The 22,364-nt window shown below is 66.4% G+C and carries 22 protein-coding genes, 1 tRNA gene and 1 riboswitch; of the genes, 6 read left to right on the forward strand and 17 right to left on the reverse strand.

The features are described from left to right. Positions 1–76 precede the first annotated feature (76 nt). The 8 genes from gcvT to glp form a co-directional block, all read right to left on the reverse strand. Positions 77–1,222: a glycine cleavage system aminomethyltransferase GcvT gene (gene gcvT / locus Q4E95_RS00210; protein WP_303381410.1), complete on the reverse strand. Its 1,146-nt coding sequence runs from the start codon at positions 1,220–1,222 to the stop codon at positions 77–79. Further along, positions 1,222–4,116, reverse strand: coding sequence for an aminomethyl-transferring glycine dehydrogenase (gene gcvP, locus Q4E95_RS00215; RefSeq protein WP_303381411.1), 2,895 nt, complete (start codon positions 4,114–4,116; stop codon positions 1,222–1,224). The genes gcvT and gcvP overlap by 1 nt, the downstream gene beginning before the upstream one ends. A 168-nt stretch (positions 4,117–4,284) precedes the next feature. After that, positions 4,285–4,388: riboswitch (glycine riboswitch) on the reverse strand. 153 nt (positions 4,389–4,541) lie between these two features. Continuing rightward, complete coding sequence (gene rplL, locus Q4E95_RS00220; protein WP_303381412.1) at positions 4,542–4,928, reverse strand: 50S ribosomal protein L7/L12; 387 nt, start codon at positions 4,926–4,928, stop codon at positions 4,542–4,544. A gap of 126 nt (positions 4,929–5,054) precedes the next feature. After that, on the reverse strand, positions 5,055–5,588 hold the full coding sequence (gene rplJ / locus Q4E95_RS00225; protein ID WP_303381413.1) for a 50S ribosomal protein L10: 534 nt from the start codon (positions 5,586–5,588) through the stop codon (positions 5,055–5,057). Positions 5,589–5,912: 324 nt separating this feature from the next. After that, entirely contained in the window at positions 5,913–6,746 is an 834-nt protein-coding gene (fdhD, locus tag Q4E95_RS00230; RefSeq protein ID WP_303381414.1) for a formate dehydrogenase accessory sulfurtransferase FdhD, read from the reverse strand. A gap of 6 nt (positions 6,747–6,752) precedes the next feature. Beyond that, a complete protein-coding gene (locus Q4E95_RS00235; RefSeq protein ID WP_303381415.1) occupies positions 6,753–7,841 on the reverse strand; it encodes a molybdenum cofactor biosynthesis protein MoaE in 1,089 nt (362 codons plus the stop codon). Next, a complete protein-coding gene (moaC, locus tag Q4E95_RS00240; RefSeq protein ID WP_303381416.1) occupies positions 7,838–8,320 on the reverse strand; it encodes a cyclic pyranopterin monophosphate synthase MoaC in 483 nt (160 codons plus the stop codon). The genes Q4E95_RS00235 and moaC overlap by 4 nt, the downstream gene beginning before the upstream one ends. Further along, complete coding sequence (gene glp, locus Q4E95_RS00245; RefSeq protein ID WP_303381417.1) at positions 8,313–9,614, reverse strand: gephyrin-like molybdotransferase Glp; 1,302 nt, start codon at positions 9,612–9,614, stop codon at positions 8,313–8,315. The genes moaC and glp overlap by 8 nt, the downstream gene beginning before the upstream one ends. Before the next feature lie 44 nt (positions 9,615–9,658). Here glp and moaA point away from each other — a divergent pair, with 44 nt between their 5' ends. From moaA to Q4E95_RS00260, 3 genes are read left to right on the forward strand one after another with little or no spacing between them, the layout of a single operon-like run. Continuing rightward, positions 9,659–10,735, forward strand: a complete 1,077-nt coding sequence (moaA, locus tag Q4E95_RS00250; protein WP_303381418.1) for a GTP 3',8-cyclase MoaA — start codon at positions 9,659–9,661, stop codon at positions 10,733–10,735. Positions 10,736–10,742: 7 nt separating this feature from the next. Next, positions 10,743–11,006: a MoaD/ThiS family protein gene (locus tag Q4E95_RS00255; protein WP_303381419.1), complete on the forward strand. Its 264-nt coding sequence runs from the start codon at positions 10,743–10,745 to the stop codon at positions 11,004–11,006. After that, positions 10,999–12,252, forward strand: coding sequence for a molybdopterin molybdotransferase MoeA (locus tag Q4E95_RS00260; RefSeq protein ID WP_303381420.1), 1,254 nt, complete (start codon positions 10,999–11,001; stop codon positions 12,250–12,252). Before Q4E95_RS00255 ends, Q4E95_RS00260 begins: the two co-directional genes overlap by 8 nt. Positions 12,253–12,258: 6 nt before the next feature. On the opposite strand, the gene Q4E95_RS00265 is transcribed toward Q4E95_RS00260, so the two are convergent. From Q4E95_RS00265 to Q4E95_RS00290, 6 genes are all read right to left on the reverse strand, one after another. Further along, the gene (locus tag Q4E95_RS00265; RefSeq protein WP_303381421.1) at positions 12,259–13,413 is read right to left on the reverse strand and encodes a GNAT family N-acetyltransferase; all 1,155 of its coding nucleotides are present in this window, start codon (positions 13,411–13,413) and stop codon (positions 12,259–12,261) included. A gap of 202 nt (positions 13,414–13,615) precedes the next feature. Further along, positions 13,616–14,326, reverse strand: a complete 711-nt coding sequence (gene rplA, locus Q4E95_RS00270) for a 50S ribosomal protein L1 (protein WP_303381422.1) — start codon at positions 14,324–14,326, stop codon at positions 13,616–13,618. Positions 14,327–14,416: 90 nt separating this feature from the next. Next, entirely contained in the window at positions 14,417–14,845 is a 429-nt protein-coding gene (gene rplK, locus Q4E95_RS00275; protein WP_303381423.1) for a 50S ribosomal protein L11, read from the reverse strand. Between the two features lie 135 nt (positions 14,846–14,980). Further along, the gene (nusG, locus tag Q4E95_RS00280; RefSeq protein ID WP_303381424.1) at positions 14,981–15,853 is read right to left on the reverse strand and encodes a transcription termination/antitermination protein NusG; all 873 of its coding nucleotides are present in this window, start codon (positions 15,851–15,853) and stop codon (positions 14,981–14,983) included. Between the two features lie 44 nt (positions 15,854–15,897). Next, a complete protein-coding gene (gene secE, locus Q4E95_RS00285) occupies positions 15,898–16,161 on the reverse strand; it encodes a preprotein translocase subunit SecE (RefSeq protein WP_303381425.1) in 264 nt (87 codons plus the stop codon). Positions 16,162–16,222: 61 nt separating this feature from the next. Continuing rightward, positions 16,223–16,295: transfer RNA gene (locus Q4E95_RS00290), tRNA-Trp, on the reverse strand. 242 nt (positions 16,296–16,537) lie between these two features. Between Q4E95_RS00290 and Q4E95_RS00295 the strand changes: the two genes are divergently transcribed. Together Q4E95_RS00295 and Q4E95_RS00300 are read left to right on the forward strand one after the other, a co-directional pair. Then, entirely contained in the window at positions 16,538–17,746 is a 1,209-nt protein-coding gene (locus tag Q4E95_RS00295) for a pyridoxal phosphate-dependent aminotransferase (protein WP_303381426.1), read from the forward strand. Beyond that, the gene (locus tag Q4E95_RS00300) at positions 17,747–18,133 is read left to right on the forward strand and encodes a hypothetical protein (RefSeq protein ID WP_303381427.1); all 387 of its coding nucleotides are present in this window, start codon (positions 17,747–17,749) and stop codon (positions 18,131–18,133) included. A 73-nt stretch (positions 18,134–18,206) separates the two neighbouring features. On the opposite strand, the gene ppk2 is transcribed toward Q4E95_RS00300, so the two are convergent. After that, positions 18,207–19,118 carry a polyphosphate kinase 2 gene (gene ppk2 / locus Q4E95_RS00305; RefSeq protein ID WP_303381428.1) on the reverse strand — a complete coding sequence of 304 codons (912 nt, stop codon included), beginning with the start codon at positions 19,116–19,118 and terminating at the stop codon, positions 18,207–18,209. A 182-nt stretch (positions 19,119–19,300) separates the two neighbouring features. Between ppk2 and Q4E95_RS00310 the strand changes: the two genes are divergently transcribed. Then, a complete protein-coding gene (locus tag Q4E95_RS00310; RefSeq protein ID WP_303381429.1) occupies positions 19,301–20,332 on the forward strand; it encodes an ATP-dependent 6-phosphofructokinase in 1,032 nt (343 codons plus the stop codon). A 145-nt stretch (positions 20,333–20,477) separates the two neighbouring features. Here the strand turns inward: Q4E95_RS00310 and Q4E95_RS00315 are convergent, their stop codons facing one another. Both Q4E95_RS00315 and Q4E95_RS00320 read right to left on the reverse strand, forming a co-directional pair. After that, complete coding sequence (locus tag Q4E95_RS00315; protein WP_303381430.1) at positions 20,478–21,683, reverse strand: folate-binding protein YgfZ; 1,206 nt, start codon at positions 21,681–21,683, stop codon at positions 20,478–20,480. Then, positions 21,680–22,288: an FABP family protein gene (locus Q4E95_RS00320; RefSeq protein ID WP_303381431.1), complete on the reverse strand. Its 609-nt coding sequence runs from the start codon at positions 22,286–22,288 to the stop codon at positions 21,680–21,682. Before Q4E95_RS00320 ends, Q4E95_RS00315 begins: the two co-directional genes overlap by 4 nt. Positions 22,289–22,364: the final 76 nt, after the last annotated feature.

Consider the following 22,364-nt stretch of genomic DNA (forward strand, 5'->3'; position numbering starts at 1 on the left):
GGGTCGGACACCTCGAACGAGGTATCCGACCCGTGGTCGTGTCAGCCGTTGCTGAATGGTGTACCTGAGGTGCCGATCAGCCGCGCTTGTAGAACGGCAGCTCCGTCTGCTTGACCTCGATCGCACGGCCGCGGGCGTCCTGAACGCTCACATCGCCGTGCGCGATCCGGGACAGCGCGGCGGTGGCCACCAGCGCCATGGCAATGGGCTTACCGAGCGTGGGCGAGGGAAGACCGCTGGTCACCACGCCCACCGTCTCGCCCCCCGAGATCACGGTGTAGTCGGCCCGGATCGGCTTGCGACCCACGCCTTCCAGGCCCACCAGGGTGCGCTGCGGGTCGGATTCGGTCAGGGTCGTGAGCGCCTCACGGCCCACGGTGTCCGTTCCCGCCTCGCCCTTCTTGCGCAGGGCGACCTCCACGAGCTTGCCCAGGCCGGCCTCGGCCGGGGTGATCTCGGTGGAGAGCTCGTGCCCGTACAACGGCATGCCCGCCTCCAGACGAAGTGAGTCACGCGCGGCCAGTCCCGCCGCGGACACCGGCGCGTCCTCGGTGGACAGCTCCTGCGCCGTTGCCAGCAGCGCGGCCCACAGGTGCGGGGCGTCCTGATTGCCGCAGTACAGCTCGAATCCGTCCTCACCGGTGTAACCGGTACGCGCGATCAACACGTCAACGCCCGCGCAACGCCCCGGCGCGGCGGCGTAGTACTTGAGGTTTTCGACGACGTCGCTGGGGTCCAGGTCCGTGGCCTTGAGCACCTCGAGCGCTCGGGGCCCCTGAACGGCGATCAGGGACGTCTCGGCCCCCCGGTCGGTCACGGCGACGTCGAAACCCTCGGCCCGAGCGGTGAGCTCGCGCACGACGACTTCTTGATTGCCCGCGTTGGGCACCACCAGGAAGCGGTCATCCCCGAGCCGGTAGGTGATCAGGTCGTCCAGCACACGGCCCTCGGAATCCACAATCACCGAGTACTTGGCGCGACCCACGGAGACCGCGGACAGCACGCCCACCAGAGCGAAGTCCAGGAAGGCACCCGCCTGTGGACCCGAGACCTCGACCTCACCCATGTGCGAGAGGTCGAAAATTCCGGCACCGCGCCGCACGGCATGGTGCTCGGCGGTGTCGCTGGCATAGCGCACCGGCATGGACCAACCACCGAAATCGGTGAACCGGGCCCCCAGTTCCTCGTGGGCGGCGTACAGGGCCGTTTTCTTCTCGCTCATCAGTTCTCCTCCCCCGCCGCAGCGGCATAAGCGGCGTCGAACGCCTCGATCGGCGGGCACGAACACACCAGGTTGCGGTCACCGGCCGCGTTGTCCACGCGGCCCACGGGCGCCCAGTACTTGGTCCGCCTCAACGACGGCACGGGGTACGCGGCCTGCGAGCGCGGGTACGAACGGTCCCATTCATCCGCGGTGAGCACCCGGGCGGTGTGCGGGGCGTTGCGGATCACGGAATCGGCGAGCGCGATCTGGCCGTCTGAGATCTCCTGCATTTCGGCGTGAATGGTGCGCATGGCCTCGATGAAGCGGTCCAGTTCCTCCAAGGACTCGGACTCGGTGGGCTCCACCATGAGGGTGCCCGCCACGGGGAACGCCAAGGTGGGGGCGTGGAAGCCGAAGTCGACCAGTCGCTTGCACACGTCCTCCGCGGTGACTCCGGACGCCTTGGTCATGGGACGCAGGTCCAGGATGCACTCGTGGGCCACCAGTCCCCCGTCGCCGGAGTACAGCGTGGGGAACACGTCGGAGAGCGCCTTGGAAATGTAGTTGGCGCTCAAAACCGCCGTGCGGGTGGACTCGGTGAGGCCCTCGGCACCGGTCATGGCAATGTACATCCAGGTGATGGGCAGGACCCCAGCGGAGCCGAAGGGAGCCTGCGACACCGGGAAGCCCGCGCCGCGCTCGTCGAGCTTGGCCTCCACGGCGTTGCCCGGCAAGTAGGGCACCAGGTGTTCGGCCACGGCCACGGGACCCACGCCCGGGCCACCGCCGCCGTGCGGGATGCAGAACGTCTTGTGCAGGTTCAGGTGCGACACGTCCCCGCCGAACCGGCCCGGGCGTGCCAGACCCATCAGCGCATTGAGGTTGGCGCCGTCCACGTACACCTGGCCACCGGCGTCGTGAATTGCCTCGCACACCATGGAAATGTCCGTGTCGTACACGCCGTGGGTCGAGGGGTAGGTGACCATGATGCCCGCGAGTTCATCACCCACGGACTCGATCTTGGCCTTGAGGTCCTCGTGGTCGATCAGGCCGTCCGCCGCCGTGGCGACCACCACGACCTTCAGGTCCGCCAGGACCGCCGACGCCGCATTGGTTCCGTGCGCCGAGGCCGGAATCAGGATGGTCTTACGCTGGGATTCCCCGCGGTCGACCTGGTACCGGCGAATGGCCAACAAACCCGCCAGCTCACCCTGCGAGCCCGCGTTGGGCTGAACGGACACCGCGGCATAGCCGGTGATCTCCGCCAGCCAGGTCTCGAGCTGCTCGATCAACTCGTGCCAGCCCTTCGCCTGGTCCTGCGGGGCCAGCGGGTGGATGTTGGCGAACTCGGGCCAGGAAATGGGCTCCATCTCCGCGGCGGCGTTGAGCTTCATGGTGCACGAGCCCAGCGGAATCATGGTGCGATCCAGCGCCAGATCCTTGTCGGAGAGCTGGCGCAGCCAACGCATCAAGGACGTCTCGGAACGATGGGTGTGGAAGACGGGGTGGGTCATGTACTCGTCCGTGCGGTGCCACTGCTCGGGGATTCCCGCCAGCTCGTTCGAGCTGGGCTCCACGTTCTCGCCGGTGGCGCACGCCTCGCTGACGGCGTCCAGCACGTCCTGCACGTCCTGGTCGGTGTGGGACTCGCCGAAACTCACGCCCACGGTGTCCGCGTCGACACGGCGCAGGTTGATGCCGCGCTGGGCCGCGGCGGCAAGAATGTCGTCAGCCCGGCCCGCCGCGGCGAACGTCACGGTGTCGAAGAACCGCTCGTGGGCCACGGGGATACCGCGCTCGCGCAGCCCTTGCGCGAAGCCGGTGGCCAGTCCGTGCAGTCGTTGGGCCAACTCCCGCAGCTTGGCGGGGCCGTGGTACACCGCGTACGCGGCGGCCACGATGGCCAACAACGCCTGAGCGGTGCAGATGTTCGAGGTCGCCTTCTCGCGGCGGATGTGTTGTTCGCGGGTCTGCAACGCCAGCCGGTAGGCCGGGGCGCCGGAGGAATCCGTGGACACGCCCACGATGCGACCGGGCATGGAACGTTCCACACCCGTGCGGGTGGCCATGAACGCCGCGTGCGGTCCACCGTAGAACAACGGCACCCCGAAGCGCTGGGCCGAACCCACCGCGATATCCGCGCCGACGGAACCGGGGCTCACCAGCGTGGTCAGGGCCAGGAGATCGGTGCTCACGGTTGCGAGTGCGCCGGCTTCGTGGGCGGCGTCAATCACGGACGTGGGATCGATGACGTCGCCGTCGGCTCCGATCTGCGCGACGACCACACCGAAGAAGTCCTCGTTCGAGGCCAGGGTGGCCGCGGCGTCGTCGGCGCCGAGATCCGTGATGACCAGCTCGATGCCGGCGGCGCGAGCCCGACCGGTGAGGATGGCCAGGGTCTGCGGCAACGAACGGCTGTCGACGATCACGCGGGAGCTGCGGGACTTGCGGTTGGCGCGGCGCATCATCAGGACGGCCTCGGCCACGGCGGAGGACTCGTCCAGCAGGGACGCATTGGCGACATCCATGCCGGTCAGGTCGATCACGGCGTTCTGGAAGGTCAGCAGCAGCTCCAGGCGGCCCTGGGAGATCTCCGGCTGGTACGGGGTGTACGAGGTGTAGAACCCCGGGTTCTCCAGGATGTTGCGTCGAATCGGGGCGGGAGTGACCGTGTCGAAGTATCCCTGGCCGATCATTTGGCGCATCACGGTGTTCTGGGCGGCGATCTTTCGCATGGCCGCCAGCGCCTCGGTCTCGTTGAGGGGCTCGGGCAGGTCCAGGGTGTCGCGGAATCGGATGCTCTCGGGGACGGCGCGATCAATGAGTTGATCGAGACTGTCCACGCCCACGGCGCGGAGCATGGTGGTGACGTCTTCGGCGTCGGGGCCGATGTGACGGGGCAGGAAAGACATGTGAGGGTCTCCTGGGTTACTTGAGGGCGTGCTAAGTCCCGGTGAGTTCCTCCCCGCTCTGTACGTCAACCTGAGAGATTTCGCCGGCGCGCACCATGAGCCGTGCGTACCCGCCTGCCCCGTCGGTGTCCGCCCGCGCAACTGTGGCGGGCGAGCTCTTCAGAGTGGCCTGGTGCGGCGGTACGGGTGCCTGAGAGATTCCCGGGGAGGGTTTGCTCCTTCGGCGATGACGCGGTGCGAGCGCACCCGCCATGCTCTCCCGCCGCACTGTGACGGCCAAGATGGTCACTCCTAGTTTCGCACAACCCCGGGCAGCACAAGGCCCCGCACCGAAAAATGATGCGGGGCCTTGTCACGTGATGTCACCGGGCGCGGCCCTGACGGGTCACGCTACGCGGGACGATCTGCGCGCGAAGCGCGGGGACTTACTTGAGGGTGACGGTAGCGCCGGCAGCCTCGAGGGATTCCTTGGCCTTGTCCGCGGCTTCCTTGGTGGCACCTTCCAGGACGGGCTTGGGAGCGCCGTCCACGAGGTCCTTGGCTTCCTTCAGGCCGAGGGAGGTCAGGGCACGAACTTCCTTGATGACCTGGATCTTCTTCTCGCCTGCGGCTTCCAGGACGACGTCGAACTCGGTCTGCTCTTCCTCAGCAGCGGCTTCGCCGCCGGCTGCGGCAGCGCCACCGGCCACGGCCACGGGGGCGGCAGCGGTAACGTCGAAGGTCTCTTCGAAGGCCTTGACGAACTCGGACAGCTCGATGAGGGAGAGCTCCTTGAAAGCCTCGATCAATTCTTCGGTGGTCAGCTTAGCCATGGTGTTGGCTCCTTCTTTTACGTGATTGTCAGTACCCGCGGGTACCGGCGAGGTTTTGCGTGGTGATAGAACACGGGTTTGTCCGGCCGGAACCGGAACCCGAAACCCAGGGGATCCCGTGCGGGATCAGGCGGCGTTCTCGCCCTGTTCCTCGACCTTGGCGCGCAGTGCTTCTGCGGTGCGCACGGTCTTGGACAGCGGGGCCTGGAACAGCGCGGCAGCCTTGGACAGGGACGCCTTGGCAGCGCCTGCAACCTTGGCCAACAGAACCTCGCGGGACTCGAGGTCCGCGAGCTTCTTGATCTCCGCTTCGTCCATTGCGACGCCGTCAAGGTAACCGCCCTTGACGATCAGCTCCGGGTTGTCCTTGGCGAAGTCACGCAAGCTCTTGGCAGCTTCGACGGGGTCACCCGAGATGAACGCGATGGCCGAGGGGCCGTTGAGCTGGCCCTCGAACGCGTCAATGCCGACTTCCTTGGCCGCAATTGCGGTCAGCGTGTTCTTCACCACGGCGTATTCAGCGTTCTCACCGAGCGTGCGGCGCAGCGTCTTCAGCTGAGCCACGGTGAGCCCGCGGTACTCCGTCAGGACGGCAGCGTGCGAGTTGGAGAAGAATTGCCTCAACTCCGCAACCGCGGCAGCCTTTTCAGGATTCGCCATGGTGCTCCTTCCTTGCTTGTGTATGCCGGATTCTCGTGATCCGCTTCGGAACACAAAAAAGCCCCGCGCAGATGCCCGGGGCTCGACCTGATACACATCGCACACGGTGTGCACCGCGAGACGCTGTTGAAAAGATTCGTGCTGGTTCACCTGCGCTGGCCGTTCTCCGTTTCCGGAGAACTCTTCGATCCCGAATGCTTGCGCACGCGTGATGACCGGCGGTCTTAGGTACACATCAATGTACCCGACCGATTCCGGCGGCACCAAATCGGAAACACGGCCCCCGCTCCCGCGGATCCGGCCGCCCGGTGGCGCGGGGCGGTGTTATTGCGTGATCCGCTCCGGGTTTGTGTAGACGTTGCAGGTGCCCCGGCGGTTGAAGCCCACCACGGTCACGCCGTGTTCCCTGCCGTGTTTCACCGCGAGCGCCGAGGGCGCACTGACCGCGGACAGCACCGGGATCCCGGCCATCGCGGCCTTGCTGACCAGTTCGAAGGATGCGCGGGCCGAGACCTGCAGTACGCAGTCGTTGAGCGGTAGCCGGTCATGGTGCATGGCCCACCCGATCACCTTGTCCACCGCGTTGTGCCGGCCCACGTCCTCACGGACCACGAGAGGCTCGGGCGAGGACGCCACAAACAATCCCGCGGCGTGCACTCCCCCGGTGGCCTCGAAGACGCGCTGGTGGGTGCGCAGTTCATCGGGCAACTCCACGAGTCGTCGCGCACCCATGACCGGGCGCACCGGAGGCACGGGGTAGGAACTGGGTTTGACGATCTCCTCCATCGACGACGTCCCACACACCCCGCATGAGGACGAGGTGTACACGTTGCGCGCCGCGGTCCTCGTGGGTCCCGGTGCGCCCGGCGCGAGCCGCACGTCGATCACGTTGTAGGTTCGGTGCCCGTCCTGGTCCACTCCGGAGCTGTAATCCATGCCCGCAATGTGCTCCATGTGTCGGACCACGGCCTCGCTCAGCAGGTAACCGGGAACCAGTTCGAAGTCATGACCGGGGGTCCGCATGGTCACGGTGAACTGCTCACCGTTGAGCCGGATCTCCAGCGGCTCCTCACCCGCGAGTTTGTCCGGGCCGGTGAACTCCTCACCGGCCGCGGACAGTCTCCGCACGCGGGCCGGAACCACGATTCTGCTGACCATGAGAACTTATCCGTCCAGTCCCACCCACGAATGGGTTCCGTCCGTGTACGTCTGTCGCTTCCAAATGGGCACGTGCACCTTGATCCGATCCACCAACGCGTCACACGCGCTGAAGGCCTCCTTGCGGTGGGCCGAGGCCACCGCGGCCTCCAAGGCGCTGTCCCCCACGACCAGGGCACCGATACGGTGTTCGGCCCAGATCCTGACGCCCGGGAACTCCGCGGCGATTTCGTCCGCGACCTGACGCATCACGGTGTCCGCATCCGGGTGGGCACTGTACTCCAGCCCAGTCACCCCGGTGCGACCGCCGTCGTGGTCGCGGATGACTCCGCTGAATCCCACCACGGCACCGCAGTCGGCCGCGGTCACCGCGCCCTGGGCCCGAGCGGCGTCGAGGGGCTCGCTGGTGACTCGTGCATGCACGACTCCCGACGACGCCGCGGGGTCGCGAACCGCGGTCGGTGCGCCGCCGGATGACTCGCTCGGGCCGGTACTGCGATTTTCGCCGTGCCCGTGGACGTCCTCCAACTGAGCGCTGATGTGCTCCAACAGTGGCTCGAGTACCGCCATCCCGTCTTTGACACCGCCCTTCGAGCCGGGCAGGTTCACCACGAACGTCATGCCCGTGTGACCCGCCACCCCGCGGCTCATCACGGCCGTGGGGGTCTTGGCCAAGCCCTTGGTCCACAGCGCGTGCATGATTCCGGGGGATTCCCGTTCCAGGATGCGTGCGGTGGCCTCAGGGGTGACGTCGTCCGAGTTCAACCCGGTGCCACCGCTGGTCACGATGAATCGAGGGCGCTCGGCCCGGGGAGTGTGTTCGGTCAGTTCCCGCAGGGTCGCCTCCACGTCGGGGCCGTCCGCGATCACCTGCACCGGGTCCACGCTCAGCCCCAGGCCCGCCAGCCATTCATGCAGGACGGGCCCGCACAGGTCCTGGGCCGCACCGCGCGCGGCGGAGGAAGACACGATCACCACCACGGCGCGGCGCCCGGACAAATGCAGTCCGTGCGACTCGTCCCGGTGGGATCCGTGGTCCCGGTCCGTGCGCGAGGTGGCCCGGTGCTCACCGGCCGCTGGGTACTCCCGGTTCACGGCCTGCTCCAATCGCCGCTCTTACCACCGGACTTGGCCACGACCTGAACGCCCGTGATCTGGGCAGCCTTGTCCACGGCCTTGATCATGTCGTACAGCGTGAGTCCCGCAACGCTGGCGGCCGTCAGGGCCTCCATCTCCACGCCGGTGACGCCACGCGTCTTGACCGTGGCCGTGATGTTCACCCGGTCCGCGCCCGGGGCCAGGTCCACCGTCACCTTGGACAGCGGCAGCGGGTGGCACAGCGGGATCAGGTCGGGGGTGCGTTTGGCCGCCATGATCCCGGCGATCCGCGCCACGGCCAGAGCGTCACCCTTGGGTAGGTCGCCGGTGGCCAGCAGCTCAATGACGTCCGGTCGGGTGATTACTTGGGCCACGGCCGTGGCCTCGCGGGAGGTCACCGCTTTCTCGCTCACATCCACCATGTGCGCTGTGCCGTCCTTGCGCACATGCGTCAACCGGTCCTGGTTGTTATTCACTGGCCGCCTCCTGTGCGATCGTCCCGCCATGGACGGGCAAAATGTGTACGCGCGTCCCGACCGGGAGCTCATGGTCCCCCGCCGGGATCCGAAGCAACACGTTAGCGCGTGCGGCTGACATCAACAGGTGCGACGACGCTCCCCCCACACAGCGCACGGCCGGATTCCCGGCGGCGCCCTCCGCCCCGGTTTCGAGGACACCCCGCCGGAGCTGGGTGCGGCCGGGCAGGCCCCGAACCGGTTCGGCGAGGACGGCAGAACTCCACAACGGTGGGGCACAACAACCCCACACGTGCGCGAGCGCCGGTCGCAGGAATACTTCGCACGAGACCCAGGTGCTCACGGGGTTTCCCGGCAGACAGATCACCGGTACGCCTCGGTACTGACCGCATCCCTGCGGCCCGCCCGGTTGCATGGCCACGTGTCCGAACCACATCTGCGCCTCGCGTTCAAGGCTCACGCGAACCACTTCGAAGGCACCGGCACTGATCCCTCCGCTCGTGACGATCAGGTGGACGCCAGAGCTCTCCACGCACTCGCGCAGCCGCCGGGAAAACTCGTCCGGGTCGTCGGTGACGCTGAGCGTGGTGACCGAACAAGCTCCCGCGTCCCTGAGCCATGACGAGAGCAGCGGACCGTTGGCGTCATGAATGGCCCCCGGCTTCAGCGGTTCACCGGGCGCGAGGACTTCGTCTCCGCCGGTGATCACCAGCACCGACGGGCCACGCCGCACGGTAACGGTTGTCGTGTCGCCCATTCCCAGGGCCGCACACGCGCCCAGGGCCGCGGGTCCCAGGACGGTCCCCGCGGGTAAGGCCACGGCGCCGCGTGCGACGTCGCTGCCCTCGGCGCGCACGAACGTTCCGGGCACCGAGCCGATGGCAACCGCTGCCGAAATGGCAATGCGATCCGTGTCGAAGGACGGCGGAGTCACTTGTTCCACGGGTATCACCGCATCAGCGCCGCGGGGCAGGGCGGCGCCGGTCATCACGGCCGCGGCGGTCGCGGGCGCGAGCACGGACGGCGCGGACCCGGCGGCCTGCATTCCCGACACGGGCAGGGTGATGGCGGCCTCGGCAGGACCCCCCAACCGAAGATCAGCGGTGCGCACGGCAAAACCGTCCATTTGCGAATTGGTGAACGGCGGCAATGGGATGGGTGCGCTCAGATCCCGTGCGAGAACGCCACCCTGCGCCCGGGCGAGGGGTACCTCCACACTGGCCGCGGCGGCGTCGTACCCGAGCGCGAGCGTCGCTCGGACGGCTGAGGCATGAAGTTCGATGCTGCGGCTCATACCCCTACCCTAAGCGGGGTGGACAAACGCTTTATACTGGTCACATGTCCGTTTTTCTCGGTGTCCCGCAAGCACTACCGGCCAAGGGCGTGCCCGATCACGGCCCCCTGGCGGACCGTTTCGGGCGCGTGGCCACGGATCTGCGTATTTCCATCACGGACAAATGCAATTTGCGGTGCACGTACTGCATGCCTGCGGAGGGCATGGCATGGTTGCCCAAGACGTCCCTCATGACCACGGACGAAATCGTGCGGCTCACCCGCATTGCCGCCCAGGAATTCGGGGTCAAAGAACTTCGCCTCACCGGTGGTGAACCCCTGATCCGACCGGACCTCGAGGACATCGTGGCCGCGGTGACCGAGGCACTGCCCGAGTTTCCCGTGTCCATGACCACCAACGGGATCGGATTGGCCCAACGCGCCCGGGGACTGGTCGCCGCCGGACTGACCCGCGTGAACGTGTCCCTCGACACCCTGTGCGCCGAGACCTACGAAAAACTTGCCCGCCGCAACAAGCTCAGCGAGGCTCTCGACGGCGTCGCGGCGGCACAGGACGCTGGTTTGGCCCCGGTGAAGCTCAATGCCGTGCTCATGCGGGGCGTCAACGATCGCGAGGCACCCGACCTGCTGCGCTGGGCGCTCGATCACCAATGCTCCCTGCGCTTTATTGAACAAATGCCGCTGGATGCGGACCACGGCTGGACCCGCACCAACATGGTCACCGCGGCCGAGATCCGGGAGCAGCTGAGCGAGCATTTCGACCTGAGCCCGGATGAGACCCCCCGCAACGGTGCCCCCGCCGAGAAGATGCTCGTGCGTGAACGCGGCGGTACCGACGTGCTCGGCACCGTGGGCATCATTGCGTCCGTGACCGAACCGTTCTGCGCGGACTGCACCCGAACACGCATCACCGCGGAGGCCCGCGTGCGATCCTGCCTGTTCTCCCACCACGAGACGGACCTCATGCAATTGCTGCGTTCTGATGCAACCGACCAGGACATCGCCCAGCGCTGGCGCGCCGCCATGTGGGTCAAACCCCGGGCCCACGGCATGGACCACGCGGGACTCGACTCCGAGGATTATGTCCAACCCGACCGCAGCATGAGTGCCATTGGAGGCTGACACAGCAGTGCTCGTTCGTTACTTCGCGGCCGCGGCCGCATCCGCCGGTACCGAGCAGGAAGAAGTGGCCGCCCACGCGGCCATGACCCGCTCCGAACTTCAGCAGGTGCTCACCACTCTGCACCCGGTGGCCCCTCCCGGTGAGAAAACCCTCGCCCAGGTGCTGCCGCAGTGCTCCTGGCTGGTCAACGGCGTGCGCCACAAGGATCAGGGAGCGGCCATCGTCCCGGCAGCCACCGTCGACGTGTTGCCGCCCTTCGCCGGTGGCTGAGTCCGCCCCGGTCCCTCATACGACGTGGCGCGGGATCGCCCCGGTCCACCATGCCCGCCGCACTCAGGCGCAGCAACTGGCTTACGAGCTGGGTCGAGCCGTGGCCACCACCCTGCCGCCCAGCACGTCCGTGGGACTCCCCGCGGCGGTGGGGGCCACTCTCGCGCAGGATGTGCGCGCGCTGTGCCCCGTACCGCACTACACATCCAGTGCAATGGACGGCTACGCGGTCCGCGGTTCCGGGCCGTGGCGGGTGGTCGCCGGAGATCCCACCGTTCATGACGCCGCCTCGACCGCTGCCGTCCGCTTGGCTCCCGGGCAGGCCGTTCCCGTGGTCACCGGCGGTGTGATCCCCGCCGGGGCCCAAACCATTATTCGCGACGAGTACGCGGTGCATTCCGGCAATGACCTCCGGTTCGACGAGTCCCGCCCCCGCTCGGAGCTGGCGGGACGGCACATCCGAGCGGCGGGTACCGAGTGCTCCGCCGGTGATGTCGTCCTCACCGCCGGCACCGTGGTGACTCCCGCGGACGTGGCTTTCGCCGCGGTGAGCGGGGTGGACACACTGCCGGTGGTGCCGGTCCCCGACGTGCGCTTGCTCCTCACGGGCTCGGAGGTGCAGGTCTCGGGGATTCCCGCACCGGGGTTCGTCCGGGATGCCTTTTCGCCGTCCTTACCTGCCGTCCTCCAGACCCTGGGAGCCCGCGTGGCTTCCGTGCAGCGCATCCCCGATGAGGCAGCGGCCTTCGCGTCCGCCCTCGATGACGCTGTGGTCCACCACCTGCCCCTGGTGATCACCACCGGCGGCACCGCCCGCTCCCGGGCCGATCACGTGCGGACCCATCTCGAACGGCACGCGATACCGATCATTGACGAGCTGGACCTGCAACCTGGCCACCCCACAGTGTTTGCGGTATGCACGCCCGGCACCGCGGTCCTGGCCCTGCCCGGTAACCCCCTGGCCGCCATGACCGCGCTGACCCTGCTGGCGGTCCCGTTCCTGCACGGTGTCCTGGGTCGACCGGTTCCGGCCAACCCCCACGTGCGGGTGGCACACGACATTGCTGGAGCGCGCCGCGAACAGCTACTCCCCGCGGTTCGAGACGCCGACGGCGCGTGGTCACCGTGTCGGGACACCGGTGCCAACATGCTCGGCGGATTGTCCCGTGCCGATGCCCTGCTGAGCGTGCCCGTGCAGGGCTTGTCGGCGGGTGCTCAGACCACGGCGCTGCCCCTGCCCTGGTAGGGCGGGTCAGTCCGCTCGGAAGTCCCGCAGCCACACGGCTGATTGGCCCGCGTCCTGAAAACCAAGCTGCGCGTTGACCCAATTCATGCGGTCATTACCGGTGTGGGTCCACGAGTACACGGTGTCCACTTCCGGCTGCACCTCGCACAGTTGCTGGAGGTTGGTCATCTTCAACCGCATCCCCAACCGGCGCCCACGATGTTCGCGGATCACCAGGGTTTCATCCTGCAAGGCCAGCGTGGGATGGTGTTGGGCCAGGATGAGCTCGGTCATGCCCACCAGTTCACCGCTGTCGCGGTCCTCGGCCACGGTCATGAGCGAGCGATCGCCGTCCTCCTCGCGCAATTGCTCGGTGCGACGGACGCGCTCTGCGTCCCAGGGATCGGGATCGCTCACAATCGGTTTGACGAAGGAATCACTGGGAAGCCGGGCGTGCAGCCGAGCGAGTGGTTCCAGCAGTTCTTCCGGGGCGGAACCCACCCAGGTGTGCAGCGCGTAGCGTTCCGCGCAGGGAACTTCCCGCAATGAGTTTTCAATGGACTCGACACGGTCCGTGGACAGCGGCAGGTCCAGCAATGCAAAGCTGCTGACGGTCTGCAGCTCATAACCTGCGTGCTGCGCGAAGCGTGTTTGTCGATGGCTTGCGGGCAGTTGGCCGGAGCCGTCGGCGGCGTTGATCCATTGGACGCCCACCCCGTTGCTCTCCCCACCCATGACGCTGCCGTCACCGGGCCCTGACGGGGCCCGCAGCTCGGACGCCGGGTGCTCGGTGATGAGACGGATCACGCGCCGCGATTCACCATGGGCGAGCTGTTCGGCCGCGGACAACAGGGAACGCCCGATGCCCTCGGACAATTCATCCGGGTCCACATCCACCACGATCTGCGCGGTGTCGGTATCGGCGATCAGTGGCATGCGCACCTCGGCGCGGCCGACCAGCCGGCCGTCCATGTAGGCGCACAGAATATTGACGCGCTCGTAGGGGTCCTTGAGGTCCCGGAAAATATCGTGGGCGTCATTGCTGAGCTCCGTGGTACCCCACACGTAACGTCTCGACAGCTGCACCAGGGCCGCCACTTGCCCGAGTTGATCCTGTGCAGCCTGATCGAACCCGTCAGGGATACGCATCAGCTCAATGGTCAGCGCTGATGTCTGACTCACGTGGAACTCCTTCCGCGTTCCGAGCTATTCGGAACGAACCTGCCCTCCAACGATCATGCACCATTGCATTCGACACGAGATAGCAAGTGTACTGCTCAGTTTATCGCGGCCCTCAGTGGTGAGCAGGAAGGGCCCGGCCATAATTGGTCCGAGCCCTTCCGTCACACTACTCAATCGGGCCGTTCACCGGCACGAACGAGGATCACGCCTCGCCGAGCACCTCGGTGGCATTCGGATCCACGGGAACACCCGGGCCGAACGTGGTGGCCACGGTGGCCTTGGTGACGTAACGACCCTTGGAAGCGGAAGGCTTCAAACGAAGCACCTCTTCCAGAGCCGCACCGTAGTTCTCGGCCAACTTCTGGGTGTCGAAGGACGCCTTGCCAATGATGAAGTGCAAGTTGGAGTGCTTGTCGACGCGGAAGTCGATCTTACCGCCCTTGATGTCACCAACAGCCTTGGCGACGTCCATGGTCACGGTGCCGGTCTTGGGGTTCGGCATGAGGTTACGGGGACCCAGAACCTTACCCAGACGGCCAACCTTGCCCATCATGTCCGGGGTGGCCACGGCGGCGTCGAAATCCACCCAGCCGTCCTGGACCCTGGCGATCAGGTCATCGGAACCCACGTAATCGGCGCCGGCTGCCTCGGCAGCCGCAGCCTTGTCACCGGTTGCGAAGACGACCACGCGGGCGGTCTTACCGGTGCCGTGGGGCAGGTTCACGGTGCCGCGAACCATCTGGTCCGCCTTGCGAGGGTCAACGCCCAATCGCATGGCCACCTCAACGGTGGGGTCGGACTTGCTGCCTTCGGCCAATTCCTTGGCCAGGGCGACCGCCTCGGCGGGGGCGTAGAACTTGCCCTCTTCGATCTTGGCGGCAGCCGCCTGGTATGCCTTGCTGCGCTTTGCCATCTGCTTGTTCTCCTTGTGCAGTTGTGGTCTGCGGACCGCGCTCGGCCCTGCCACGGGAAAATGTTTGGTACTGAGAGCTAGCTAGAGCGCTCAGGCAACCTCGATGCCCATGGAACGGGCGGTGCCGGCAATGATCTTGGCAGCAGCCTCGACATCGTTGGCGTTGAGGTCTTCCTTCTTGGTCTCGGCAATTTCACGGACCTGGTCCATGGTGATCTTGCCGACCTTGTTGGTGTGGGGCACACCGGAACCCTTGGCGACGCCTGCAGCCTTCTTGATCAGCTGAGCAGCCGGCGGGGTCTTGGTGACGAAAGTGAACGAACGGTCCTCGTACACGGTGATTTCCACCGGCACAATGTTGCCGCGCTGGGATTCCGTGGCCGCGTTGTAGGCCTTGCAGAATTCCATGATGTTGACGCCGTGCTGACCGAGTGCGGGACCCACGGGAGGAGCCGGGTTAGCGGCACCTGCCTGGATCTGCAGCTTGATCAGGCCTGAGACCTTCTTCTTGGGAGCCATGTGATGGTCCTTTGCTTGCTGTACGTACCGCCGCACAGGAGCGTACGACGGCGGGTGGTCACCGTGGCGCGGTGACCGAACGGAAACGCCCCGGACCAAAGCTCATCCGGGGGTGTCCGAAAACTGAGGGCGCGATCAGATCTTGGTGACCTGGTGGAAGCCCAGGGTGACCGGGGTTTCGCGCTCGAAAATGGACACCAGCACCACGAGCTGCTGGGATTCCACCTTGATCTCGGAAATCGTGGCGGGAAGGGTCTCGAACGGACCCTCCTTCACGATCACGGACTCGCCGACCTCGAAGTCCACGGTGATCGCGGGCTCCGCAGCGCCGGAGGCGGCACCGCCGCCGGCGGTCTCGCCCAGGCCCTTGGCCTTATCCGGGGTTTCGAAGACCGGTGCGAGCATCTCGAACACCTCGTCCATGCGCAGCGGCACGGGGTTGTAGGCGTCCTGGCCCACGAATCCGGTCACGCCCGGGGTGTGCCGGACGGCACCCCACGAGGCGTCGGTGAGGTTCATCCGAACCAGCACGTATCCGGGGATGCGAACGCGGCGCACGGTCTTGCGCTGGGCGTTCTTGATCTCCACGACCTCTTCCATGGGCACCTCGATCTGGAAGATGTCCTCTTCCATGTTGAGGGACTGGATACGGGTCTCCAGGTTGGTCTTCACACGGTTCTCGTAGCCGGCGTAGGTGTGGATCACGAACCAGTCGCCTTCCTGGCGGCGCAGCTGGGACTTGAACTCCTCGACGGGGTCCACCTCGTCCTCGGCGGCCAGGTCCTGAGCGGCCTGGTCCTCTGCGGTCGATTCCTGGGGGAGCGATTCCTCGGGGACCGAGGGTTCTGCCTCATCCGCTTCAGCGGTCTCGTTCTCAGCCGGGGTCTGCGCGACCTCATCGGCAGTGGCGGACACGCTCTCGGCAGCCTCCGACTGCGCAGCGTCCGCGGGGGCGGACTCGGGCTGCGCTGCCTCAGTGGCTTCGTTTTCGAGCTCGTGGTCGGTCACTGGAGATTCCTGCTTTCTGTGGACGGCTAGAAGTTGGTGTGGTCTCAGGCCTGGTCGCCGTTGCCGAAGACCCAGATGGCTACCTGGCCGAAGCCCAGATCCAGAAGGGAGATCAACAACATCATGAAGGCCACGAAGACCAGCACGACCAGAACAAAATTGACGAGTTCGCGACGCGACGGTGCGACGACCTTCTTGAGCTCGCCGATGACCTGTCGAATGAACAACCAGATGCGACCAAAAAAGCCCCGCTGCTGATCTGATCCAGCGGGTTGGTCCGAGGTTTCTCCGGTAACGGTGTGCGACATCGGCTCTCCCCTGCGTGGATTGGTTCCCGGCGGTGGTGTATGTGCCGTTGTAGGTCTGAAGCAGGGCAGACAGGACTCGAACCTGCAACCTGCGGTTTTGGAGACCGCTGCGCTACCAATTGCGCCACTGCCCTTCAGTTTGCGGCTTGTTCACACAAGACCACGAACACGGTGCATGAGCTTAGCACTTTCGCGCGAGTGATCCGGCACGGGTCCGCATCCAGGCGCGCGAAAGTAAACGCACCAACAAATGATCTTACGCGTACGGCCGCCATCGTGCAAAGAACGCGGATGCCCGCCTAAACTGGGTGGCGAGCGCCTTCTGGCTGCGCAGTCAGGGCGGACGCTGTCACCGAACCGAGGAGAGTTGACCACCATGCCCCCAGCTCAGCAGCGAATTTCCCGCAAGATCGGCGCGATTGCCGAGTCCGCGACGCTCGCGGTGGACGCCAAGGCCAAGGCACTCAAGGCCGACGGGCGGCCCGTGATCGGTTTCGGAGCCGGCGAGCCCGACTTCTCGACCCCCGACTACATAGTCGAGGCCGCGGCGCAAGCCCTCGAAGATCCCAAGAACTTCAGATACAGCCCCGCTGCGGGACTTCCCGAGCTGCGCCAGGCCATTGCGGATGCCACCGCCCGCGATTCCGGGTGGCGCGTGGACCCCGCACAGGTGCTGGTCACCAACGGGGGCAAGCAGGCGGTTTACCAGGCCTTCCAGACCGTGGTGGACGAGGGCGACGACGTCTTGTTGCCCGCCCCGTACTGGACCACCTACCCGGAGGCCATCCGGCTGGCCGGCGGCAATCCCGTGGAGGTCTTCGCCGGCGCGGATCAGGACTACAAGGTCACCCCGGAGCAGTTGGAAGCCGCCCACACCGAGAAGACCAAGGCGCTGCTGTTCTGCTCGCCGTCCAACCCGACGGGTGCGGTGTACACCGCCGAGGAGACCAAGGCCGTGGGCGAATGGGCCGCGTCCAAGGGCATCTTTGTGATCAGCGATGAGATCTACCAGCACCTCACCTACGACGGCGTGGAGTTCACCTCCATCGCCCAGGCCGCTCCCGAGCTGAGCGAGCACCTGATTCTGCTCAACGGCGTGGCCAAGACGTACGCCATGACCGGCTGGCGCGTGGGCTGGATGGTCGGCCCCAAGGACGTCATCAAGGCCGCCACCAATCTGCAGTCCCACCTCAGTTCCAATGTGAACAACGTGGCCCAGCGGGCGGCACTGGCCGCCCTGAACGGGCCCACGGAGCAGGTGACCCGCATGCGCGAGGCCTTCGATCGACGTCGGCGGGTGATCGTGGACGGTCTCAATGCCATTGACGGCGTGGTCTGCCCCACTCCCACCGGCGCCTTCTACGCCTACCCCGACGTGACCGGGTTGCTGGGCCGCGATTTCGACGGCGTCATGCCCCGGACCAGCACCGAGCTCGCCGACATGATCCTGGAGCGCGCCGAAGTGGCCGTGGTCCCGGGAGAGGCATTCGGCCCGTCCGGTTATCTACGCCTCTCCTACGCTCTGGGCGACGATGACCTCGCCGAGGGCTTGTCCCGCCTGCAGAAAGTTCTGGGAGCCAAGTAAATGAACCTCAAGGAAACACTGCATTCCGTGGATCAACAGCTGCCCTCCCCCGTGCGGCTGCCCAGCGCGGCCGTGGTGGCCGGCGGTCTGATCGGCGGCTACGCCGTGGCCCGATTGACCAGGGTCCGGGCCCTGGGCGGAGTGGTGCTGCTGGCAAACGGCGTGCTGGCCGGGCGCACCTGGTACACATCGGCCGGACCCGTCACCACCGCGGGACTCAGCGTGGTGTACCTCGCGGGCTTCGGACTGTCCCACCCGCTGGCCAAGAAGATCGGCGCGTGGCCCTCCGTTTTCGGCGTGGCCGCCGTCAACGCCGCGGCGTCCTGGGTCCTGGTGGACCGCCATAATTTCGCCCGAGCCGGGGACGAACGGAACGATATCGCCTGAGCGATCCACAACGAAGGCTGGGCCCCGCACCACGTGGTGCGGGGCCCAGCCTTCGTTCAATGATCGGCAGTCGTCAGTCGTCCACGGCGTCGCGGCCACGACGGACGATCAGCGGGTCCGGCGGGTAGACCACCGAGGTGTCCTTGTCCTCGTAGTCGAACTGGTTGAGGAAGTAGCGCATCGCGTTGAGGCGAGCACGTTTCTTGTCATTGGACTTAATGGTGATCCACGGAGCGTGGTCCGTGTCCGTACGGCGGAAGGTCTCTTCCTTGGCCACGGTGTAGTCCTCCCAGCGGTCCAGGGAAGCCAGGTCCATGGGTGAAAGTTTCCAGCGGCGCACCGGGTCGATCTGGCGGATGGCAAAGCGTGTGCGCTGTTCGTGCTGGGTCACGGAGAACCAGAATTTGGTCAGGTGGATACCGTCGTCCACGAGCATCTTCTCGAACGTGGGGGCCTGCCCCATGAAGCTCTCGTACTCCTCGTCGGTGCAGAAACCCATGACGTGTTCCACGTTGGCCCGGTTGTACCACGAGCGGTCGAACAGCACGATCTCACCGTTGGTGGGCAGGTGCTGGATGTAACGCTGGAAGTACCACTGACCCAGTTCCCGGTCCGAAGGTTTGTTCAGCGCCACGGTGCGCGCGGCACGCGGGTTGAGGTGCTCGGTGAAGCGCTTGATGGTGCCGCCCTTGCCGGCGGCATCGCGGCCCTCGAACACGATCACGTGCTTGAGGTCGTTGTCCTGACCCCAGTACTGGAACTTCAGCAACTCGATTTGCAGCTGATATTTCTCGAGCTCGTAGTCCTCGCGGGACATGCGCTCGTCGTACGGGTAGCCCTCGCGCCACGTCTCCACGGCGCTTCCACCTGGATCAATGAGGTCCGGGTCCGGGGACTGTCCGTCCCGCACCGTGTACCCCTGTTCCACAAGTTTGTCGATGAACTCGCGGAGGTTCTCCCGTGCCGGTTCCTGCTGCGGGGTCATATGTCCTCCTAGTGGCTTGTGCCGCGGGCGGCACCCTGTGTGCGTCTCACCAGCAATTCTAGGTGGCGGGGTTAACGAGTATTGAACACGGCGCGGTTGCACTTCTTATCGACCCCACCCGCGACTCATTAGACTGGTCAGGGAAGGTTCACACTCGATCACCGAGGAGCGCTGAAGCACGCATGAGAATTGGCCTAATGACGAGCGGCGGAGACTGCCCCGGGCTGAACGCCGTAATCCGCGGTGCGGTCCTGCACGGGATCAAGTCCTACGATCATGATTTCGTGGGGTTCCGTGACGGTTGGCGCGGTGTGGTCGAGGGGGACATCATGGAGCTCCCCCGCCAAAGTGTGCGTGGCCTGGCACGCCAGGGCGGCACCATTCTGGGCACCTCGCGGACCAACCCGTTCGACGGCCCCCATGGTGGCCCGGAGAACATCGCCAAGGTCCTGGAGGCCAATCAGATCGATGCGATCGTGGCCATCGGCGGTGAGGGCACCCTGGCGGGCGCCAAGCGTTTGGCGGACGCGGGACTGCCCGTGGTGGGCGTCCCCAAGACCATCGACAACGATTTGAAGGCCACCGACTACACGTTCGGTTTCGACACCGCCGTGTCCATCGCGACCGATGCCATGGACCGGCTGCGCACCACCGGCGAATCCCACCACCGGTGCATGGTGGCCGAGGTCATGGGCCGCCACGTGGGCTGGATCGCTCTGCATTCGGGCATGGCCGCCGGCGCCCACGCGATCCTGATCCCGGAACACCGCGAGTCCATGGAACAGGTCGCCATGTGGGCCAAGGAAGTTTACGACCGGGGTCGTTCGCCCCTGGTGGTCGTTGCCGAGGGGTTCATCCCCGAGGGTTACGACGAGGCCTTTGCCGGTAAGGGCCAAGAGGCTTCCGGTCGGCCGCGACTGGGCGGGGCGGGTGACTTCGTGACCCAGCAGATCGAGGAGATCACCGGGATCGAAACGCGCAACACCACGCTGGGCCACATCCAGCGCGGCGGCGCTCCCACGGGTTTCGACCGCGTGCTCGCCACCCGCCTGGGCATGGCTGCCACCAGCATGGCCGAGGACCACGAGTGGGGCAAGATGTGCGCGCTGCGCGGCACGGACGTGGTCCGCGTGGACTTCAGCGAGGCCCTCGACGGCCTCAAGACGGTCCCCCTGGAACGGTACGAAGAAGCCAAGGTGCTGTTCGGCCGGTAGGCTCCCGGCGGCGTCGGCGGGTGCGGTGTCACGAGGGCGAACGCGAGTGCCGCCGCACTTCGCCGCGGCCCCGAACCGCACTGACGACGAATCGCGGCGGATCAGGACTATCCATGATCCGCCGCGATTCCGTGTCAGTGTGGGTTTAGAGGCGCATCCCGCCGTCGCGGGGGCCCCGCATCAGGTCCTTGGGCCGACCGACCACCGAACCGGCGTCCGGCTGAACCACCACGGTCTGGGCAGCGGACCATTGCTCGATCGCGCCGCCGCCCGGGGCGCTTTCCTGACCCGGGCCTTCCCCGACCGTGTCCCGCACCAGCAGTTCGGCCTGGGGATCCACGTTCCGTTTGAGCACGGCCAGGGCAATGGGGCCGGCTTCGTGATGCAAGCGGGCGGACGTCACGTGCCCGACCAACTTGTCGTTGAGGAACACTTCCGCACCGGCCGCCGGCAGCGTGTGCTGGGAACCGTCCAGGTCCAGGAACGTGAGTCTGCGCGGCGGGTGCCCCAGGTTGTGCACGCGGGCCACGGTCTCCTGGCCCTTGTAGCAGCCCTTGGACAGGTGCACGGCGGTGCGCATCCAGTCGAGCTCGTGGGGAATGGTCTTGACGTCCGTCTCTGCCCCCCAGCGTGGCCGCCACGCCGCGATGCGCAACGCCTCGGCCGCCCAGGAACCGGCCGGAGTGCAACCCTGCTCGTCCAGGGCTGCGGCCGCGCTCTCCAGGGCGCTCATGGGGACCAGGTGTTCGAACCACGGACGTTCCGACCCGGGGTGGTCCGGGGCCGTGCTGTAGGCATAGCCGCCGGGGGAGATCTCGGGCCAGGGGTCACGCCACACGATCACGGCGTCCGACGCCGCCCGGGTGCCTTCCAGCGCGGCGGTCAGTTCCGCGCTCAGGTCCTTGGTGGCGGCGATGACGGCCCACTGGGAGCTGACGTCCGCGACCTCAACGCGCATGGCGAACCTCATGGACTCGAGCCACGCGGCGAGCCCGGGAGCCTCTTGAGCCTCGGCAATGAGCCACGTGGTGGTTCCGTCGTCCACGGCGTGAGGCGCGAACTCCACCCTGCCCTGGATACTGAGGAACATCGTCTCGGTGCTCTGCCCGGGCTTGAGACCCGTGAGCACCTGCGAGGACAGTGTGGTGAGCCAGCTGAGGCGGTCCGCGCCGGTCACCGTCACAATGCCGCGCTGGGATTGGTCCACGTAGCCCGTACCGCGATCCAGCGCGCGCTGTTCGGGAACGGGGTCTCCGTAGTGGCCTGCCACCCCCTCGTCCAGGTTGTCTGCCACCACCGCGCCGGGGCGCGAGAGGAGAACGGATCGGTACGAGGAGTCAGTGGAAGTCACTGGAGCGAATCAACCTTCTTCAGTTCGGCGGAGGCGTGCGTGGCCAACTCATGACCGTTGGCGGCCATGTCCCACGCCCACATGAGGTTTCCGTTGACCAGGCCGTACAGCCTGGTCCCGGAGGCGTACTCCTTGGCGCCCTGGGCGCGCATTACGGCGTCCGTAGCGAGGTCCACACGGGGTCCCTTGATCTGCCCCAGGTAGAGCTCGGAAATACCACCCGGGTGGAGCATGGAGACGGAGATGTCGAAACCACCATCAGCATTGCGCAGGTCCTCGACGTCCTGAGCGGCCTTCAGGACCGGCACGGGGTCGGGAGGCAGCATGCCGGGGCCGATGTCCCCGTCCTCGCGAGGACGAGCGAGTTCCCAGAAACCCTGTTCGTAGGTGGCTTCACGTTGGGGTTCGCCCTCATCATTGAGGAGCGTGGTCTGCCCGCGGTACACAACGAACGGCAGACCGTGCTGCTCGAACGTGACCCGCTGCCGGAACGCACGCTGTTCGGCGTCTCCGTAACCCACAAAGCCGTCACCCTCCCAGGTTCCCAAAAGCCATGCGAACGGCACGAGCTCAGGAGTGAGATTGGTGGGAATCTCAACGGGCATGGGTTTAGAGCTGGCCCTTGAAGAGGCCGGTGATGACCTTCAGAGCAATACCGCCGATCGCGAGACCGGCCAGAAC

Origin of the sequence: Kocuria sp., from assembly GCF_030536815.1 — a bacterium.
GTDB lineage: Bacteria > Actinomycetota > Actinomycetes > Actinomycetales > Micrococcaceae > Kocuria > Kocuria gwangalliensis.

What these genes read in the sequence shown, in the direction of transcription:
- gcvT (WP_303381410.1), bottom strand. Translation starts at nt 1,222, where the DNA reads ATGAGCGAGAAGAAAACGGCCCTGTACGCCGCCCACGAGGAACTGGGG.
- gcvP (WP_303381411.1), bottom strand. Translation starts at nt 4,116, where the DNA reads ATGTCTTTCCTGCCCCGTCACATCGGCCCCGACGCCGAAGACGTCACC.
- rplL (WP_303381412.1), bottom strand. Translation starts at nt 4,928, where the DNA reads ATGGCTAAGCTGACCACCGAAGAATTGATCGAGGCTTTCAAGGAGCTC.
- rplJ (WP_303381413.1), bottom strand. Translation starts at nt 5,588, where the DNA reads ATGGCGAATCCTGAAAAGGCTGCCGCGGTTGCGGAGTTGAGGCAATTC.
- fdhD (WP_303381414.1), bottom strand. Translation starts at nt 6,746, where the DNA reads ATGGTCAGCAGAATCGTGGTTCCGGCCCGCGTGCGGAGACTGTCCGCG.
- glp (WP_303381417.1), bottom strand. Translation starts at nt 9,614, where the DNA reads ATGAGCCGCAGCATCGAACTTCATGCCTCAGCCGTCCGAGCGACGCTC.
- moaA (WP_303381418.1), top strand. Translation starts at nt 9,659, where the DNA reads ATGTCCGTTTTTCTCGGTGTCCCGCAAGCACTACCGGCCAAGGGCGTG.
- rplA (WP_303381422.1), bottom strand. Translation starts at nt 14,326, where the DNA reads ATGGCAAAGCGCAGCAAGGCATACCAGGCGGCTGCCGCCAAGATCGAA.
- rplK (WP_303381423.1), bottom strand. Translation starts at nt 14,845, where the DNA reads ATGGCTCCCAAGAAGAAGGTCTCAGGCCTGATCAAGCTGCAGATCCAG.
- secE (WP_303381425.1), bottom strand. Translation starts at nt 16,161, where the DNA reads ATGTCGCACACCGTTACCGGAGAAACCTCGGACCAACCCGCTGGATCA.
- Q4E95_RS00295 (WP_303381426.1), top strand. Translation starts at nt 16,538, where the DNA reads ATGCCCCCAGCTCAGCAGCGAATTTCCCGCAAGATCGGCGCGATTGCC.
- Q4E95_RS00300 (WP_303381427.1), top strand. Translation starts at nt 17,747, where the DNA reads ATGAACCTCAAGGAAACACTGCATTCCGTGGATCAACAGCTGCCCTCC.
- ppk2 (WP_303381428.1), bottom strand. Translation starts at nt 19,118, where the DNA reads ATGACCCCGCAGCAGGAACCGGCACGGGAGAACCTCCGCGAGTTCATC.
- Q4E95_RS00310 (WP_303381429.1), top strand. Translation starts at nt 19,301, where the DNA reads ATGAGAATTGGCCTAATGACGAGCGGCGGAGACTGCCCCGGGCTGAAC.
- Q4E95_RS00320 (WP_303381431.1), bottom strand. Translation starts at nt 22,288, where the DNA reads ATGCCCGTTGAGATTCCCACCAATCTCACTCCTGAGCTCGTGCCGTTC.